Annotated in this window: 12 protein-coding genes and 1 pseudogene; 4 read left to right on the top strand and 9 right to left on the bottom strand. The window is 47.9% G+C overall.

Features of this window, described 5'->3' with window-relative positions:
• A pseudogene (locus tag ACUVJL_RS23435) lies at positions 1 to 3,083 on the top strand (DUF4347 domain-containing protein); the annotation flags it as partial.
• Between the two features lie 172 nt (positions 3,084 to 3,255).
• On the opposite strand, the gene ACUVJL_RS23440 reads toward ACUVJL_RS23435, so the two are convergent.
• Positions 3,256 to 3,813 (bottom strand): NUDIX hydrolase, encoded by a 558-nt coding sequence (locus tag ACUVJL_RS23440; protein WP_445248036.1) that lies wholly within the window; start codon positions 3,811 to 3,813, stop codon positions 3,256 to 3,258.
• 138 nt (positions 3,814 to 3,951) lie between these two features.
• Between ACUVJL_RS23440 and ACUVJL_RS23445 the strand changes: the two genes are divergently transcribed.
• The gene (locus ACUVJL_RS23445; protein WP_445248037.1) at positions 3,952 to 5,238 is read left to right on the top strand and encodes an AMIN domain-containing protein; all 1,287 of its coding nucleotides are present in this window, start codon (positions 3,952 to 3,954) and stop codon (positions 5,236 to 5,238) included.
• A gap of 683 nt (positions 5,239 to 5,921) precedes the next feature.
• On the opposite strand, the gene ACUVJL_RS23450 is transcribed toward ACUVJL_RS23445, so the two are convergent.
• Complete coding sequence (locus ACUVJL_RS23450) at positions 5,922 to 6,518, bottom strand: DUF3172 domain-containing protein (RefSeq protein ID WP_445248038.1); 597 nt, start codon at positions 6,516 to 6,518, stop codon at positions 5,922 to 5,924.
• Positions 6,519 to 6,805: 287 nt separating this feature from the next.
• Here ACUVJL_RS23450 and clpS point away from each other — a divergent pair, with 287 nt between their 5' ends.
• On the top strand, positions 6,806 to 7,087 hold the full coding sequence (clpS, locus tag ACUVJL_RS23455) for an ATP-dependent Clp protease adapter ClpS (RefSeq protein WP_332959733.1): 282 nt from the start codon (positions 6,806 to 6,808) through the stop codon (positions 7,085 to 7,087).
• A gap of 239 nt (positions 7,088 to 7,326) precedes the next feature.
• Here clpS and ACUVJL_RS23460 read toward each other — a convergent pair whose 3' ends face one another.
• Both ACUVJL_RS23460 and ACUVJL_RS23465 read right to left on the bottom strand, forming a co-directional pair.
• Positions 7,327 to 7,656, bottom strand: coding sequence for an RNA-binding protein (locus ACUVJL_RS23460; protein ID WP_333198593.1), 330 nt, complete (start codon positions 7,654 to 7,656; stop codon positions 7,327 to 7,329).
• Positions 7,657 to 7,942: 286 nt separating this feature from the next.
• The gene (locus ACUVJL_RS23465) at positions 7,943 to 9,223 is read right to left on the bottom strand and encodes a hypothetical protein (RefSeq protein ID WP_445248039.1); all 1,281 of its coding nucleotides are present in this window, start codon (positions 9,221 to 9,223) and stop codon (positions 7,943 to 7,945) included.
• A 407-nt stretch (positions 9,224 to 9,630) separates the two neighbouring features.
• Here ACUVJL_RS23465 and ACUVJL_RS23470 point away from each other — a divergent pair, with 407 nt between their 5' ends.
• Positions 9,631 to 11,013 carry a UDP-N-acetylmuramoyl-tripeptide--D-alanyl-D-alanine ligase gene (locus ACUVJL_RS23470; RefSeq protein WP_445248040.1) on the top strand — a complete coding sequence of 461 codons (1,383 nt, stop codon included), beginning with the start codon at positions 9,631 to 9,633 and terminating at the stop codon, positions 11,011 to 11,013.
• Positions 11,014 to 11,150: 137 nt separating this feature from the next.
• Here ACUVJL_RS23470 and ACUVJL_RS23475 read toward each other — a convergent pair whose 3' ends face one another.
• The 5 genes from ACUVJL_RS23475 to ACUVJL_RS23495 form a co-directional block, all read right to left on the bottom strand.
• Complete coding sequence (locus ACUVJL_RS23475; RefSeq protein ID WP_445248041.1) at positions 11,151 to 11,795, bottom strand: Uma2 family endonuclease; 645 nt, start codon at positions 11,793 to 11,795, stop codon at positions 11,151 to 11,153.
• A gap of 76 nt (positions 11,796 to 11,871) precedes the next feature.
• Positions 11,872 to 12,516, bottom strand: a complete 645-nt coding sequence (locus tag ACUVJL_RS23480) for a Uma2 family endonuclease (protein ID WP_445248042.1) — start codon at positions 12,514 to 12,516, stop codon at positions 11,872 to 11,874.
• A 413-nt stretch (positions 12,517 to 12,929) separates the two neighbouring features.
• Positions 12,930 to 15,014 (bottom strand): elongation factor G, encoded by a 2,085-nt coding sequence (fusA, locus tag ACUVJL_RS23485; protein WP_445248043.1) that lies wholly within the window; start codon positions 15,012 to 15,014, stop codon positions 12,930 to 12,932.
• A gap of 127 nt (positions 15,015 to 15,141) precedes the next feature.
• Positions 15,142 to 16,335 (bottom strand): IS200/IS605 family element RNA-guided endonuclease TnpB, encoded by a 1,194-nt coding sequence (gene tnpB / locus ACUVJL_RS23490; RefSeq protein ID WP_445248044.1) that lies wholly within the window; start codon positions 16,333 to 16,335, stop codon positions 15,142 to 15,144.
• A 379-nt stretch (positions 16,336 to 16,714) separates the two neighbouring features.
• Positions 16,715 to 18,079, bottom strand: coding sequence for an RNA-guided endonuclease InsQ/TnpB family protein (locus ACUVJL_RS23495; RefSeq protein ID WP_445248045.1), 1,365 nt, complete (start codon positions 18,077 to 18,079; stop codon positions 16,715 to 16,717).
• Between the last annotated feature and the right edge of the window lie 176 nt (positions 18,080 to 18,255).

Here is an 18,255-nt window from a genome sequence, read left to right on the forward strand (position 1 = left end):
ATTGTTCCGGGTTTAACAGGAGTCAGCGTGTCGGACGGCGGACTTACAACGCAACTACAGGTATTGTGACTTGGACGGCGATCGCCTCCCTAGCCAGCGCAGCCAGCGCCAACAGAACCGTCAGTTTCGCCGGAACCGCCACCGGCATCATCGCCAACACTGCTAGCAGCACATCAACTAGCCCAGACCCCACTCCCGGCAACAACAACGGCAGCAGCCCGTCGGCGCGAGTCACCACCACTATCACCAATAGCGCCGATGTAGTTACCCTGAAAACCGGGCCCGCTACTGCGGTAGCCGGATCGAGTGTCACCTACACCATTCTCACGGAAAACAGAGGGCCCAATACCGCCACCAACATCACCGTTACAGACAGCATTGTTCCCGGTTTAACGGGCGTCACAGCATCCAACGGCGGTATTTACGACCCAGCCACAGGCATTGTCAGCTTTCCGCCCATTGCCAGCTTAGCTGACGGCGTGGCCGTCAGCCGGAGAGTCACATTCCCAGTCCCGGCGACCGGCACTCTCAGCAACACGGTAAGAAGTACCTCAACCACTAATGACCCGAATCCCGGCAACAATAACGGCAGCGAGCCCGGCGCAACTGTTGCCACCAGCATCGCCCCTGCCCCGACTCCGACTCCGACTCCCCCAACCGCCCCGACTCCGACTCCCCCAACCGCCCCGACTCCAACTCCCCCAACCCCACCGACTCCGACTCCCCCAACCCCACCGACTCCGACTCCCCCCAACCAACGGCCAGTAGCTAATAACGTCAACATCGAGGTCGCCCCCAGCAGCAGTGTCTTGATCGCAGGACTCGGCGGCACTGATCCCGACGGATCGATCGAATCCTTTACCATCAACACCGTCCCACCAGCAAAGGTCGGGCTGATATTTTTAGGCAATCCCGAGACCGGCGGCAAAATTTCACCGCCGTTGACAATCCTGACACCTGCTGAGATTAACCAATTATTTTTCCAATCCACAGCCAACTTTACAGCAGCAAATTTCACCTACAGCGCTACAGACAACCAGGGCGCTACCAGCCCCGCCACCGCTACTGTATCGGCGCTGCTGCCCCAGCCCAACCGACGGCCCGTAGCTAATAACGTCAACATCGAGATCGCCCCCAGCAGCAGTGTCTTGATCGCAGGACTCGGCGGCACTGATCCCGACGGATCGATCGAATCCTTCACCATCAACACCATCCCACCAGCAAAGGTCGGGCTGATATTTTTAGGCGATCCCGAGACTGGCGGCAGGATTGTCAGGGCAGGTCAAATTCTGACACCTGCTGACATTAACCAATTATTTTTCCAATCGACAGCCAACTTTACAACAGCAAATTTCACCTACAGCGCTACAGACAACCAGGGCGCTACCAGCCCCGCCAGCGCTACTGTCTCTGCCATTCCCTTTAACGAACCGATATCGACGCCAACACCAATACGACCAACACCACCAACACCACCAACACCACCAACACCCGCGCCAGAACCGGAACCAACACCCGCCCCGGAACCAACACCGACGCCTATATTCGGGCGAGTTCCCGAACCGAATACCGATTGCGGTTGCCAACCACTGCCCTTGCTGCCCCCCATAACATTTATCCAACCGCAGCGTTCCCAAATACTTAACTTCGACTCAAACGTCGCACAACTCATCGACATCCAAAACACGATAATCGGGACTGCAGGAAAGGATTCCTTAATAGGGAACGACAACGACATCGACTTGACTGGTAACGAGGGGGACCTGATTTTCGGCGACGCAGAGGCTGATGCCATTGCTAGCAACCAAGGTTCGGACACGGTTTACGCCGGTAAAGGCGCCGACATCGCCTACGGTGGCAAAGAATACGACTTGATTTGGGGTGACAAAGGCGTAGACACCCTAAACGGCGACAAGGGAGACGACTCTGTGTTCGGCGGTGTTCAAAACTCCTTAGCCAACGACCCCGACGGCTTCGATTTGCTGTTTGGAGGCGACGGCAATGACTTACTTAACGGCGAAGAACAAGACGATACTTTGGTCGGCGGCAACGGCCGGGATTTGGTGTTTGGAGGCAAAGGGGGCGATCGGATTTTTGGCGAAACAGACTCGGATACTCTCTACGGCAATCTAGGTTCTGATAGCATCCTCGGCGACTACGGCACTCAAGAAGGCAGTATAGTTGCCACCTCTTTCGGTGACTTAATTTTCGGCAACGGCAGCGGCGACATCATCGGCGGCAGCAAAGATAATGACAGCCTTTTTGCCGGCAAAGGTAACGACTTAGTTTACGGCGGCAAAGCGGGTGACCTGATTTGGGGCGAACTCGGTGCCGATACCATTGTCGGCGACAAGGGAGATGATTCGCTTTACGGCGGTTTGCCAAACCAGTTAGTGTCCGATGTGTTAGGCCGCGACTGGCTATTTGGGGGCGATGGGAATGACTTTCTCAATGGTGGTCAGAGTTCCGACTCTTTGAGTGGGGGTGAGGGTAAGGATATTGTTCGTGGCGGCAAGGATGACGATTTGGTACAGGGAGATGCTGGCGAGGACTTGATTTACGGCGACTTGGGCAGCGATAGTTTGTGCGGCGATGAGGGTAACGATACCATTAGTGGCGATCGCGAGGAAAATTCTCGAGGCGCTGTTGGTGTAGGCGGCCAGCAAGACTGCATCAACGGTGGCAGCGGCGATGACCTTTTATACGGCAATGAAGGCCAAGATACTCTTAACGGCGACTCGGGTAATGACACTATTTACGGAGGGAAAGATAGCGACATTCTCAATGGGGGTGCAGGGGATGACTGGCTGTTTGGCGACAGGGGAGACGATACTTTAATTGGGGGTATTGAGAGCGATCGTTTTGTGTTAAGCGCTAACAGCGGTATCGATACTGTGCTCAATTTTTCCGTAGGAACTGACAAGTTTGTCCTCGCTGACGGTTTGAGTTTCGAGGCCTTGCGAATCAACTCGACGGCGAACGGTACACTCCTGCAATTTGCTGCCACTGGGGAGGTTTTGGCTCAGGTTTTTGGGGCTAATAATACTATTACTGCTCTGGATTTTCTCAGTCTTGCTCGGTAAGATCAGACTCATATTATGTCCCATAAAATAGCCATTATCAGGTTGGGAGCGAGAACTTCAGTCCTCCAAAAACTCCCTCTGAATTCCTCACTACCAACTTGATATTGTGCTTTTTCGCTGGGACATAATATAACTTTCACCCGATCGTGTATAGCTCCATGCACACCACACTTTACGCTTGTTTGTTCAAAAAATCTAATCCTAAAAAAATAGCTGCGATGCTTCCTGCTACACAAATTTCTCGGTTTGCTATTTTTAACAAAACTTCGGTCAGTGGGACTAAAACTACTTCAATATCTTCTGTAATATCCAATTGTATCTCGCTGGCAAGCTTGACATTTTTAGCAAAGTATAGGTAAATACAATTGGTGTCTTTTACAGGGTTATCATATAAGGTTGCTAGTTCCAAAATTTCTTCAGCAACATATCCCGTTTCTTCTGCAAGTTCTCGGGTGGCCGCAGATTTGCCGCTTTCTTCAGCAGGATTGAAAGATCCGGCCGGCAGTTCCAGCAAAATCTCGCCTACTCCGTGCCTGTATTGGCGCACACATACAAGTTCTTGCTGCTCTGTCGTGGCAAATACTAGGGCGATATCGGGTCGGACATTAACAAAAAAGTCGTCTATAATTTGTCCGCTTGGCAATTCTATTTCATCTTGTCTAACCTGGCACCACTTGTTATTAATAACGAAGCGCGATCGCAATAATTTCCATTTAGCTAAATTTTTCATATCCCAATAATGCTAAACTTTCATCGTCATCCGAAGGCAAAATTTTCCCATCAATAATCTATTTCACATCAAAAAGTTCACCCAGCCGCCATGCCATACAAAAAATTACTCCCAAAATTTTGGGAAAACTTACAAAAATTGACTGTTAATTCTCTACCAGCGGGATTGTTTGCGATCGAGTCACTGAGTCTGAGTCTAGCAGTCGTCGCCGCAGTTGCAGCACTGCCCGCAACACTGGAACCAGCAAATGCTTCTACAGTCACAAGTTGGCAATTCGATCCGGCGACAAATCAGCTAGAAATTACTCTCCCAGAGGGAACAACTCCCACATATACTGTACTCAACCTGTCTCAGATTGCTGTGAATTTGCCCAATACTGAGATCGGAGTAGATGCAACTCAGCTATACCCGCAAGGCACTGTACGTTCTGTGGCGGTGAGTCAACTTCAACCCGGGACGGCGAGAATTATGGTGAATTTGGCTCCTGAAGCAGCTTTCAGGGCAGGGCAAGTTCAATTCCAAAGAATTGGGGTAGAAAATCGCTGGGTGTTGCGTCCATCGATCGAACTGACTCGCAGCATGAAAACTCCCGAAACTCAACGCCAGCCTTCAATACAAGTACCGCAAAACCAGCCGCCGACCGCTTCCAACTCATCAACTACTGCCACAAAGATCGATCGGTCTGAGCCTCCTAGTTCCCCGAATCCCGCTACAAATTCTTCGCAGCAGCCAACTCCAAACGACCAAATCCGGCCGATAACAGTGCCTTTAGCCAATCTTCGCCTTAACGAACGACGCCGGGTACAAACTGCTGCTGTACCCCGCCTAAATCCTCAAATAACGGCTGCTGCTGCACCCCAACAGCGGATGCTTACCTTTGGTGAACCACTTCCTCGCGGACGATCGAATGCTGCTTTGCAGGGGGAGGCTGGGGCGAATGTCTTGTTGCCGGCGGGCACGGAGCTTAGTTTGCTATACCCCGGTACTGAGGCTTTGCGCCTTGCCCGTGCGAAACCCAGCCGAGAGGAAGTGCTGCTGCTGCAAGGGGGAATTTTCGACAGTCGCGGTAATACGATCGTACCTGCTAATACGCCGGTCATCGGCCGATTTGAAACGACGAACCTCGGCAGTCGATTTGTTGTCGAAGCTATTAGTCTGAACGGCCGCAATATCCCTCTCTTCGCTCGGTCCCAACCCGTGGCAGGCCGCCGGCAACAGCCTTCCGATCGCAGTTTGCTCCGCAATAGTGGTATTGGCGGCTTAGCTTTGTTCTTGCTGAGCGGCTTTTCCGGCATCGGTTTGTTGGCTGGAGCGACGGCAGGTGCTGCTACAACTTACGTTGCTGCTCCTCAACCTGCTACGATTCAACCCGGCCAAATTTTGCAAGTTCAGTTAACCGAAGATTTGCCCCAGTTCGGTTTTTGAAGGAAGAAGTCCGAGGTTCGAGGGAAGACTTTCTTCTTCCCTCGAACCTCGGACTTCAAAATCTACTGAGAGCAGTTTTCCCTTGTTTGACACTCTCCGTCCTGGAAGGACGAAGATTCTTTAGAAGAAGAAAAGACTCCGTAGTCAATTCTTGGACCATACTCACTCAATAAAGTTTTCACCATTTAAATGGTCAAGTATTTATGCGATACAATGTCACCAGTTCAATAGCTAGACGAGAGTTTTCTGCATCACGGCGGTGTCAATTGCCTCTAGACTCTCCGGATTGCTCCATTGAGCTTACCTACATTTATGCTCACCCTAGAAGTTTCACCCCGTCTAGGATTCAAGACTGGAACCTCATACTTCTATTTCGTTGTATCGGTTCAGTAGCTAACTTTTTTGTTTTTTTGATTCGCTCCCCAAACTTTCGCGGTCTGCTGGAACCTCTAGAAGTGCAATGCACGAATCATGGGCTTCCCGATTTTCACGGTCAGGCTTGGATCTTTGCGTCTTGTTAACTATAAGAATTGTACCATTTGTAGGTACGAAAATAAAGCCGTCCTAGAAGGACGGGGTTTCTACCCAATTTTCTGATGAAATAAAGTAGGGACTGAGGCTAAGCCTCAGTCCCTACCCGAGCATCTGTACTTCAATCCACTGACAATCGTTATATCGGCGATTTAGAAATTTTGACCTTCAGCGGCTGGAGCTATCGAACCCGGTTGGTTGAGGAACAGGTTTTTAGCGCCGTCGTTTTGGTAGATACAGTTAATTTCCGGTTGAGCTTCCAGGGGGCCGGTGAAGCCAAAGGTGTTCATGCGATTTTTGCACTCCCGCACTTGGTCTTGGCTGATGAGTTTTCTTTGTTCAAGAATTGCCCAGTTATTAGTCCGCAAGACGCATCCGGGGCGCATACTCGGCTGCGAGATGTAGACGTTGAAGGGGTTGAGGGTGACGTAGAGGCGCATATCTGTCACCATCGCGCTTGCTCCAAACTGCACGCAAAGTTCTGGGTTCGGGGCGCTGCGATCGATAAATTCGCGGGATGCTACGTTCTCGGGGCTAATTGTAGCGGTGGAGCTAAAGGCAATGCCAATGCCAATTCCCAGAATAAAGACGGCTGTTAAAATCCCTAGGGTGGCGGAATTGAGGAAAGAGGGTTTGCCGGACTGAGGTTGACGCCGCGACTGTCCGCCAAATGAGCCGGAGTCTTCATCTCCCCGGGATGGGTCGCCGCTGAATCTTTCGTCGTTGTATGATTTAGGTTTGCGTTTCATATAAGGTTCCCTCAGTTCTGGAGACTCAACAGGTAGTAGTTTGTTATTTTTAACCGATCTCGCCTTTCTAATATTATGGCGCTAGGAAGGTGGTTGCTCCGGGCCCAGGACACCGCCTCTGGTTTTGGTGTGCGGTTCACAGCTCGCGATCGACCAGGGTACTGCCTTGTCTGAAGTTTCAGATTTCAATAAAATAACTGAAAGAGAGATAGTCTTGCACAGCGGAGCAATCCGGCTCAAGATTGTTGACAAATTTTAACATTTTACAAGTCAGGAGGTATAGATTAGTGTCTGTCGAAATTCTTCAAAAGTCTTCCACAGTCCGCAAGCTTGCACCGCGCTACCGCGTTCTGCTGCACAATGATGATTTCAATCCTATGGAGTACGTGGTGCAGACTTTGATGGCGACGGTACCGAGTCTGACTCAGCCACAGGCGGTGAATGTGATGATGGAAGCCCACACTAACGGATTGGGGCTGGTGATTGTTTGTGCTCTCGAACACGCTGAGTTTTACGCTGAAACGCTCAATAATCACGGATTGAGCAGCAGCATCGAACCTGACGATTAGAATCTGACGGCACTGCAACGGATTCGCCGAGCGCGTTTGTGAGTCATACCGTCAACCCTCATACCAAAAAGCCAAGGGTTAGGCCCTTGGCTTTTTGGTATATTTAATGCGGTAGATATGGAAACTTGAAGAGCATAGGTTTTTCGGAACGGCCGGAAGTGGTTCGGAGCTAGGTGAGCTCGATCGCCAATTTCAACTCTCCAATCTCAAATCTTTATCCGAGGAAATTTATGAGGAAATTAATAACGTCCTCCTCCGCCTCCTCCTCCTGCGCGACCAAATTTTCCAGGGCCGCCGCCCCGGTTGCCACCACCCCGGCCTTCATCTTCGCGGGGCTTAGCTTTGTTAACTTTGAGGTCGCGACCCATCCACTCTGCTCCGTCGAGAGCACTAATGGCTGCATCTTCTTCAGCATCTGTTGACATTTCTACAAAACCGAAGCCGCGGGGGCGACTGGTTTCTCTGTCGGTAGGTAGATGTACTCGCTTAACGGTTCCGTATTCGGCGAAGACGGTGGTGATGTCTTCTTGGGTAACTTGGTAGGATAAGTTACCGACGTATATCGACATGAGGAATAACTCCAAAATTTAGACAGTGCGAAGATTTCAGTTTCGGAGAGTTCCCTGCCGATACAGAAGGGCAAGTTTTTAGACAATTCTGTAGCAATGAACAAAGCCTGCAACTGAATCTGATTCACACTTGGTACTTTAGCATAGAATAGCGTCTTATGAGTAGGTTTCAGCAGTTAATTAAGTAGTTCTAATTAAACGTAAAACTTTTAGGGTTTTGAGCAACCTGGTTTCTCGGTGTAATGTTTTGTCAAGCTGGAAGCAGAGAAAGTTCTGGCGCGCCCTGTCACAGCAGGAAAGATACATCCACCTTGCCAAAGTTGGTAGTCAAAGCTAGGTTCACGTTTTCCAGGGCTTTGACTAACCACACCACCCCTTCTCGGGTAGAAAATTCGTAGTGACCAAACAAAATTGCCAACCGCTTTTCGAGGTAGGGCTTGACTTTGCCGCAAATTAGCACGATCTTTAGCAGCAAACCTGTGGTTTGGGTGGGACCGAGGTTGGAGATCAGGTCGATGAAGACAAAGTGGTTGGGGCGCCCAGGACTCTCTACTACTAAAAAGTTTAATAACTGGCTGCAAGTTCTGATCATTAAAAATTCGTTGAACTTCTGAGCATCGTTGTGGGGAAAGGTCTTTTGTAGTTGCTTATACAATTTTTCATTAAATAGGCGTTTGCCGTAGCGATCGTCGGTGATAGAAGAAATCAGATATTCGTACAAGTCGTCTTTAAAGGAGCGGTAGGACCCTCCTGTGCTGGCGTTCGCCGTGAAGCGGTCGGCTAGCTGTCTGTAGGTATCGGCTCCTTCTACTTTTCCGACAAATTGCTTGAGGGCAAAGAACAGTTCCGGGTCGGTCAACAGCGTCGGGTTTTGTATATTTTGTATACTCCGGTTGAAAGTAATTGAGGTTTCCCGGCGAGCTGTTTGGGCTTTTCTTACTTGGTGAGCGACGTATTGCGAGAGGTTGACTTCAAATTGCTGCTGCTTTTGAGCTTGGATTTTTTTAATGATTTTCTGCTGATCGTAGGTGCTGTCGTCGCTGAGGAGGCAGTGTTTGTAGAGGTAAGGGTAGCGGGGAATTAAGGTTCCCAGGGCAAGGGTAGCTGGGGTTTTGCTGTTGCTGCTATCTTCATTGCTGTGATTTATGACTTTGGCTAAGCGTTGCAGGGTGAGGTACTGTTCGCTTTCAGTAAATTGATTTACTAATTTGGGGAGGGCGGCTCGCCCCCGCGCTCGATTGTATCCCACTAGTATTTTGGGCGGTTCTTCAAACACAGCGATCAATTCAGGGATGGCTGCTTGCTTGTTGGGGTAAGTTTGCCAGCGGTTGATCAGGATGTGGCAGCAGCGGTTGAGGATGTACTTGAATTCTTGTTGGGCGTTTTCTGAGGCTGCTATTTTTTCAATTGCGTCGGCGACGGAGCGATCGGGATATCCGCTACCCTCGATAAACAAAGTGCGAAAGCGGCTGATGAGTTCGGCCGGCTGCTCTACTTGTACCAACTCTAGCCAGTGGTTGTAAAGTAGCTGTTCTTGTTCCTGGCTTTGTCTGTTGTAGTCGTTCACTGTGGATTAACCCTCCGAGGCTGGGGCAGGAGCTTTCAGCGCTCTTAGCTTAATAAATTGGCTCTTGAAGTGCAACTATTGAGTCAACCGAGCTTTTCGCCGGATGAGGCTTAGGGGTAGAAGCTCTCAGTACCTTAAGCCGCTCAATTTTTTTGCTTACTTAAACTATTTACCAATACCAGCATGACATAAATTGTTGGTAATTAGCAAGGCCTTAAATCACTATAGACTTTGTAAAGTATTGGTAAAGATTGTGGGTGGGTCGGGATAATTTCTTGGTTGGCTGACAATTTAGTATTAGGATTGTCAAGGTCAATCCTGGTCAGTAGCCCCCTGTCAGTTAAATTTGAGGTCGGGGAAGGTAGGATTAGCTGTGAAAATAATTATTTGAAATGTGAGTGCTGGTTATGGTTTGTCGCGTAAGTATCGCCCAACTTGCTGAAATTTTAACTGTACCTTTGCCTGCTGTGCCTGAGGGCGTTTTGACAGCTTTAGGGACAGGTATTGCCACAGATACGCGCACTCTTGAGGGGGGCGAAGTATTTTTGGCGCTGCGGGGAGAAAATTTTGACGGGCATCAATTTCTGGCAAAAGCCAGGGATTTGGGGGCGATTGCGGCGATAGTCGATCGAGATTGGCAAGAGGAATTGCCTAATTTTCCGCTGTTGCGCGTTGACGATACTTTAAAAGCTTACCAGTCGATCGCAGCCTGGTGGCGCGCCCAATTCAGTATACCTATAGTTGCTGTTACTGGTTCGGTCGGTAAAACTACTGTTAAAGAATTAATTTCGGCGGTTTTGTCAACCAGGGGAAATGTTCTTAAAACTCAATATAACTACAACAATGAAATTGGAGTCCCAAAAACTCTGTTGGAGCTTTCGTCGTCACACAATTATGCTGTAATTGAGATGGGGATGCGGGGCATGGGTGAAATTGCGCTGCTGTCGCAAATAGCGCGGCCGAGTATTGCCGTGATTACTAATGTAGGAACGGCGCATATTGGGCGATTGGGTTCCGAAGAGGCGATCGCCGTTGCTAAGTGCGAGTTGTTAGCAGAAATGCCTGCTGAGAGTATTGCTATTCTCAATCAGGATCATGATAAATTAATTGCAAGTGCCGCGAAAGTTTGGCAGGGAAAAACTTTAACTTACGGGTTAGAAGGTGGGGATTTGTGCGGGGAATTACTAAATAATGATACAATACTTCTAGATGGTATGGAGTTGCCACTGCCATTACCGGGGCGTCACAATGCTGTGAATTATTTGGCAGCTTTAGCCGTAGGAAAAGTTTTAAGTATTGATTGGGAAGTTTTAAAGCAAGGTTTGTCTGTGCAGTTACCGGATGGACGGGCGCGCCGCTACGATTTGCCGCAGGATATTGTGATTCTGGATGAGACTTACAATGCTGGTTTGGAGTCGATGTTGGCGGGGCTGAGACTGTTAGCAGATACTCCGGGAAAGCGCCGGATTGCGGTGTTGGGAACGATGAAGGAATTGGGCGACAGGGCGATCGAATTTCACCGACAAGTGGGAAGGGCGGCGCGAGATTTGCATCTGGATGCTTTGTTTGTTTTTGCTGATTTTGAGGAAGCGGCGGCGATGGCTACAGGTGCGGCGGGTTTGCCTTTTGTACAGGTAGAAGATATTGCGAGGGAGAATTCCCGGGAAGATTTAGCAAGGCATTTAATCGAGTTTGTCACACCGGGCGATCGTATTTTATTTAAGGCATCTCATTCGGTGGAGTTAAATCGAGTTGTGGAGAAGTTTCGCGCTGATTGGGCTGGGGAATAATATCATGTCTGCCTCAAGAATTATAATTAAGTTCCTAGGGATGACGAAAGTCTTCATAAAACTCGCTCGGACTGAAGTCCTCGCTACAAACCTATGTTTGACACCACGATATGATATTATCTCCAAAGTGCGCCCGTTCACTCCCCTGACTGAATTTGACTCCTCACCCACTCCCGGAACAAGCGAATTAAAGCATTTTCTTTTGTAGTCCTCCTCAATTCCAAAAAGCGCAGCATCTCAACTTGCGACAAAAAAGGGAAAGTCGGAGACACATCTCTTTCTGTATATTCCTGTGCTTCCAACTGATAAATTATTAAACGATTTCCGTCGTAGCGCCAAACTTCCGGTACGCCTAAACTTGCATATAAAGAAAGTCGATCGATCGAACTGCTAGTCACGTCAATTTCCACCACTAAATCTGGTGGCGGATCTTGATTGAGATCGATTTGTTGTTTGTCCCAAACCACATCCTCATTTTCGATATAATAGCACTGATCCGGTTCCAAACCGCGAGCCAAATCCTCGCGCCTGCAAGTTAGAGAACCCAAACTCCGAATTTCGATGTTTAATTCTTCACTCACACTTTCCACAAAACGGCCTAAAATTTTCTTACTACCTTCATGGGGTGCTGATGGAGTCATAATTTCTAAATTTCCGCGATCGTAAGTCAAACGAATTCCAGGCTGTTCGGCGAGTTCGTTTACTAGAGATTCATAAGTCTGCCAACTAATGTTTTTCAGCAGAAATCCGGCTTGTGGGGTTTGAGTCAGGGTGGCTGTCATGTCTACCTGCCTGGGTTTTAAATTATTGATTGTATCTTAGCAAACATTATATTGATTGACGGGCGATCGCCCTCCCTCACTCTCCTGGCTGAATTTTACTCCTCACCCACTCCCGGAACAACCGCAGCAAAGCCTTTTCTTTTGTAGTCTTTTTCAGTTCCAAAAACCTGAGCATTTCAGACTTCAACAGAAAAGGAAAGGTTGGAGAAACCTCGGACTCTGCGTATTCATTGCCTTCTAACTGATAGATGATTAAACGTTTCCCATCGTAGCGCCAAACTTCAGGTACGCCCAAACTTGCGTAAAGTTCTAGACGATCGATCGAACTGCTGGTAATGTCAATTTCAATAGCTAAATCTGGTGGTGGATCTTCATTGAGATCGATTTGTTCTTTATTCCAGACAACATCTTCATTCTGAATGTAGTAACATTTATCAGGTTCTAACCCTCGTGCCAAATCTTGGCGCTTGCAGGTTAGTGAACCCAGGCTGCAAATGTCAACATTTAATTCATCAGTTAGAACTTCAACAAAATTTCCTAATAGTTCTCCCGACTTTTCATGGGGTGCTGATGGAGTCATAATTTCTAAATTTCCGCGATCGTAAGTCAGGCGAATTCCTCCCTGTTGGGTTAACTCATTCAGCAGGGATTCGTAAGTTTTCCAGCTAATGTTTGTCAGCAGAATTCCGCTACTTTGACTCGGGATCAGGGTGGCTGTCATGGCTACCTGTCTGGGTTGGAGATTATCGATCGTATTTTAACAAAAATTATTTTTATGGACGCGCGATCGCCCTTTTAAAGAGACTTTTGAAGGGAGCATCTCTTTTGGAGAGTGAAAAGCATTTTTTAGGAGTGCCAGCCTCCCGCACAGCACAGGTTGTATATCTCGCTTCGAGATATCATATCAAATCCGTTAGCATCGTCCTGTATTCATCTCTCTGTTCTGGAGACTCTGCGTTCTCTGCGTACTCTGCGGTTTAATCATTCCAATGCAACCGGACATGATATCACAGCGAACACGGAGTGTGAAAATAAAATTGGGATACTCCCATTAACCAATGTTAAAAACTAGATTTTTATAGTTTTTAACATTGGTGATTGAGTGGGACGAATCGATTCGTCCCACTCAATACATTACTTGGCGGCTTGACGCTCTTTCGCTTCCTTGATCACTTCTTCCGCGATGTTGCTCGGACAAGGAGCATAGTGCGAGAAGGACATAGAAAACTGGCCGCGCCCAGATGTCATAGTACGCAAATCGCTAATGTAACCAAACATTTCGCTCAACGGCACATCTGCCTTGATCCGTGCTCCTGTCTGGCTTGTCTCCTGAGATTTCATCATCCCCCGGCGGCGGTTGAGGTCGCCGATCACATCGCCCATGTAATCATCTGGAGTGAATACATCGACATTCATAATCGGTTCGAGCAACTGAGGCCCGGCTTTAGGCAGAGACTGCCGATAGGCCGCTTTGGCAGCAATTTCAAAGGCCATTGCTGACGAGTCAACGGGGTGGAAACCGCCTTCTAGTAGGGTGAATTTCAAGTCTAGGCAGGGGAATCCGGCCAAGACGCCTTTGTCGATGCAGCTTTCAAAGCCTTTTTCGACCGCTGGCCAATATTCTCTCGGCACGCTACCACCGGTCACTTTTGACTCAAACTGGAAGCCAGTTCCAGGCTCACCAGGCTCGATCACATAGCCGATTTTGGCAAATTGACCTGAACCACCTGATTGCTTCTTGTGGGTGTATTCGTCTTCGAGGCGCTTGGTAATCGACTCGCGGTAGGCTACCTGTGGTTCGCCGACTTCTACTTCGATGCCGTGGGTGCGCTTGAGAATGTCTACTTTGATGTCGAGGTGTAACTCGCCCATCCCCTTGAGAATCGTTTCGCCACTTTCTTGATCCGTCACCATGTGGAAGGATGGGTCTTCTTGCACCATCTTGGTGAGGGCTGCTCCCATTTTTTCTTCGCCGCCTTTTTGTTTCGGCTTGACCGAAATCGAAATAACGGGATCGGGGAATACCATCGGCTCTAGGGTGGCGGGATTTTTGGGGTCGCAGATGGTGTGTCCGGTGCGGACGTTTTTCATGCCGACGATCGCCACAATGTCGCCTGCTTGGGCCGATTCAATTTCTTCGCGAGAGTTGGCGTGCATTTCCACCAAACGGCTGACGCGCTCGGTTTTGCCCGTGGCGGTGTTGAGTATGGTGTCGCCCTTGGAGAGAGTACCGGAGTACAGGCGCGTGAAGGTTAGAGCACCGTAGCGATCGTCCATGATCTTAAACGCCAGTGCCCGCAATGGCTTTTTGGGATCGACGATCGCAAACTCGCCAGTTTCATGCCCATCGAGATCGACTTCTGGCTGTGGTGTGACTTCCATCGGGTTTGGCAGGTAGTCAACTACGGCATCCAGAACCAACTGCACGCCTTTGTTTTTAAACGATGAGCCGCAGTAGGTGGGGAAAAATGCCCGATCGCGAGTACCTTTGCGAATGCAGCGCTTGAGGTCGTCGAGGCTCGGCTCGTTGCCGTCGAGATACTGTTCCATCACTGCGTCGTCTTGCTCGACGGCCAGTTCGATCAACTTTTCGCGCCAAGTTTCGACATCATCGACCATATCGGCCGGGACATCTTTAATTGTATAGTTCATCGGATCGCCGGAGTCATCCCAGATCCAGGCTTTGCGAGTCAGCAAATCGACTACGCCGCAAAACTTTTCTTCTATGCCGATCGGCAATACCATTACCATCGGTTTAGCGCCGAGGATTTTATCGACTTGCTCGACAACGCGGTAAAAATCTGCACCGGTGCGATCGAGCTTATTGATGTAGATGACGCGAGCGACTTTGGAATCGTTAGCGTAGCGCCAGTTGGTTTCAGATTGCGGTTCAACTCCACCCGAACCGCAGAACACACCAATGCCACCATCAAGAACCTTCAAAGAACGGTAAACCTCGATCGTGAAATCGACGTGTCCGGGAGTATCGATGATGTTGAGCTGATGGTCGTTCCAGAAGCAGGTGGTAGCAGCGGACTGAATCGTAATCCCGCGCTCTTGCTCCTGTTCCATGAAGTCAGTCGTCGCCGCGCCTTCGTGTACTTCACCGATTTTGTGGATTTTACCCGTCAGTTTCAGGATTCTTTCAGTTGTGGTGGTCTTGCCAGCATCTACGTGGGCGAAGATGCCGATATTTCGATAACGAGTGAGATCTTTCATAAAAAAATTCGGGAAGTGGGAAACGAGCGTGGCTTTAGCCCGCTCGTAGGAAACGGCTCGGGGATTTCAATCAAGAGTGAATCTTTCCATTACACGAGGATTGCGTGAACTACCAGACGCCGACCGTCTAAGCGGTACAGCGCTGGCTTCCTGATTCAACGGGGATAGCGTCCAACAAAACCGAAGTTTTACCTCTTCGACTTACATCCCCTCCACAGGCAGAAGCGCTAGTTCCTAACGCCAGAATCCGCAAGGCTTCATTTCTGATGTTGATCGCCGCATTTACATCACGGTCATGATGAGTACCACAATGCTTACAAGTCCATGCCCTAACATCAAGAGTGAGATGCTCAACTTGATTTAGGCAGACATGACAAGTTTTTGAGCTAGGAAACCATCGATCAATCTCAATGTATTGTTTACCTTCACTTTCAGCCTTGTACTTAAGCATTGTGCAAAACATACCCCAGCCAACATCGCTAATCGCCTTGGCTAAGTTATGATTCTTGACCATACCTTTGATGTTGAGATTCTCTACTGCAATAACTTGGTTTTCGTTGACTATCTTGCGGGATAGTTTCTGTAGAAAATCTTCACGACATCTGGCAATTTTGGAGTGAACTTTTGCCACTGCCCACTTTGCCTTTTTACGGTTTTTACTGCCTTTCTTTTTGCGAGAAAGCTTTTGCTGTTTGCGTTTTAGATTGCGCTGACACTTGACAAAGAATTTAGGATTAGTGAACTTAGATCCATCACTGGTAATCGCAAAATGAGTTAATCCCACATCAATGCCAACAGCTTTATCAACTGGTACTGATTGAGGGTTAGCCTTGCCATCGTCAATCAAGAGGGATACAAAGTATTTCCCATCAGAATTGCGCGATACAGTAACAGTTTTAATATCACCTTCAAAATCACGATGACGCTTACAATGAACCAACCCGATCTTAGGCAGATTGATATAGTCACCGTCAAATTTGACCTTTTGGGGATAACTAATCGACTGCCGACTATGTTTTGATTTGAACTTAGGCAACATTGCCTTTTTATCAAAAAAGTTCTTGTAGGCAGTGGATAAATTCAATGCGACTACTTGTAAACATTGAGAATATGGTTCTTTCAACCATTCATATTCTTTCTTGAGAGCAGGAAGTAAGCCTTGTATGTAGCCTCTGGACAATCCTTTACCAGTATTTTTATAGGTTTCTTGACACAAGTTTAGAGCATAGTTCCAGAACCATCTCGCACAGCCAAAAGACTTGGCAAGCAAGTTTTCTTGCTCATTTGTGGGATAGATTCTGTACTTGTATGCTTTATACATTTATCAAGAGTGTCGAATACTGATAAGATTATAACAGATAGAATTGATATTGATTCGCTATCGCTCAATTTACTTTCTGGCTGCGCTTTCATCCCGTCCCTCATCCTTGTAAACGGATAGAGTGCGGGACTTCCCGTTCGCGTTAGTTAAATGCGACGAACCGTCGGTCACCCGTCGGCCACTACCTGCAAGCGTGACAAGCGAGGAATCAATGTTGCCTGGGGCCGGCGAGTACAGGTTGGATTTCATTTTCCCTGTTTCTGGCCGCACTACCTTAATTTTGACACTTCCCCGTCATTCCTGCGAAGGATTTTTAGTTCGATCGGTACGGGAATCCTTAAAATCGATAAAAATCACCCACACCCAGGCAAAAATTCTCTCAGAAAATAGGTTGGGTTGAGGTACTCAACGAACAATTGACACTCCCCGGTCTAAAGACGCGGGGATTCTTAAGGACAAACTTTGGGGATGAATCCCGCCAAAGTTTAATTCTTAAAGGGTTCGTCAGCAGCCCACTACCCACTCGCTTAATAATTAAGTCTGTGGCTACTTTTGATTTCCGAATGATGTTCCCTGCACCGTTAGTATCTGCATTGATCAACAATCCATTGCTAGAACGGTACAATCCTCTTTTGATTCTTTGGCCCGATGGCTGCCAATTGTCGGGTTTTTCACCGACTTTCACTGGCAGAAAATCTCGGTCTAAAAAACTCGATTTTGATGTGTAAGATTCATCTTGATATACAAATCGCCATCCCCTTAAGTCGCATTCTTGCTGCAATCTTTCCTTGACTTTAGCGGTAGGAATTTGAACAAAACTCTGATTGGTCTTACCTCCCATATTAACTTCTTGCTTTTGTCCTTTATTCCAGCCAAAAACTATGACGTTAATTTGGTTATTTTTGCAATAATTTACGATAGTTCTGACAGCTTTATTAACCGCATCCCTCATTCTGCGGGCGCGAGTCTCCGATAACTGTTGCAGTCTTTTTGACGAAAAGCCTTGAGGTAATTTATGTCGGGCGTGTTCAGATTGAAGAAAAGCTTTTCGTTTGTTAAACCATTGATTCCAAGACTTCAACTTATGACCATCAATAATGAAAGGATTGGCATTGCTAGAGACACAGGTTAACCAATTGTTGATGCCATGATCGATGCCCAAAACTCCTGTTACTTCGAGACTGCAACTTGGAGCCTGTTCAGTTAGACTTTCGTGGACATACTCAATCCAGACCTGACCGTTTCTAGGGATCAGCCTAAGTTCTTTGAGCTGGCAATCTTTTAACCTTTCTGGCAATGGAACCCAGAGAGCATCTGTCCCAAAGTGTCCTTTCCCTTTGGTTCCCAGAGGTAGCCTCACTCGATTGCCAACTATTTTTAAGGCTTGCCCTGGATAGGAGACTTGGTACATAGCGCCTTTTGCTCTATATTTAGGCAGCCTCGGTTTTTGATTAATCTCTCCTTTTTTGGCTAACCTTTCCAAGGCTCGAAAAGAGCTAAAAGATTCGGCAACAGATTTAAGGGATTGTTGAGCTACCTGAGAATAGAGTAAACCGTAATTCTCGTTGGTTTTAGTGATTTTGTACAAGTCAAGATATTTGACAGCACTTTTATCCTTAAAGTATCGTTGGCGACTTTCGTAAGTGCCAACATTAAACAGATTGTTCGACCATCTCAGTAGTTGCTCAACAATGGTTTTGTGGAGTCCCTTTAAATGCCAAATATCTTTTTGTACTGCATACATTTGATTTCACCTCCTTTGATTTATTTTACCGCATCTGGCAATCTTGATAGTAGGCAGGATAAATCCTGCAACGCCCTTTCATCCCTGGGCTAAAGCCACAGGGTTTTCAGGGTATTCTTTATAAAACTTATACATGAGGCAAGCGAAACCGGGTTTTTTTACGAAAAGACGCGCTG

The sequence above is a fragment of the Microcoleus sp. OTE_8_concoct_300 genome (assembly GCF_031383065.1).
Lineage (GTDB): Bacteria > Cyanobacteriota > Cyanobacteriia > Cyanobacteriales > Microcoleaceae > Microcoleus.

Coding starts and splice junctions, on each gene's coding strand:
- ACUVJL_RS23440 (WP_445248036.1), bottom strand. CDS start 3,813: ATGAAAAATTTAGCTAAATGGAAATTATTGCGATCGCGCTTCGTTATT.
- ACUVJL_RS23450 (WP_445248038.1), bottom strand. CDS start 6,518: ATGAAACGCAAACCTAAATCATACAACGACGAAAGATTCAGCGGCGAC.
- ACUVJL_RS23460 (WP_333198593.1), bottom strand. CDS start 7,656: ATGTCGATATACGTCGGTAACTTATCCTACCAAGTTACCCAAGAAGAC.
- ACUVJL_RS23470 (WP_445248040.1), top strand. CDS start 9,631: ATGGTTTGTCGCGTAAGTATCGCCCAACTTGCTGAAATTTTAACTGTA.
- ACUVJL_RS23475 (WP_445248041.1), bottom strand. CDS start 11,795: ATGACAGCCACCCTGACTCAAACCCCACAAGCCGGATTTCTGCTGAAA.
- ACUVJL_RS23480 (WP_445248042.1), bottom strand. CDS start 12,516: ATGACAGCCACCCTGATCCCGAGTCAAAGTAGCGGAATTCTGCTGACA.
- fusA (WP_445248043.1), bottom strand. CDS start 15,014: ATGAAAGATCTCACTCGTTATCGAAATATCGGCATCTTCGCCCACGTA.
- tnpB (WP_445248044.1), bottom strand. CDS start 16,335: ATGTATAAAGCATACAAGTACAGAATCTATCCCACAAATGAGCAAGAA.
- ACUVJL_RS23495 (WP_445248045.1), bottom strand. CDS start 18,079: ATGTATGCAGTACAAAAAGATATTTGGCATTTAAAGGGACTCCACAAA.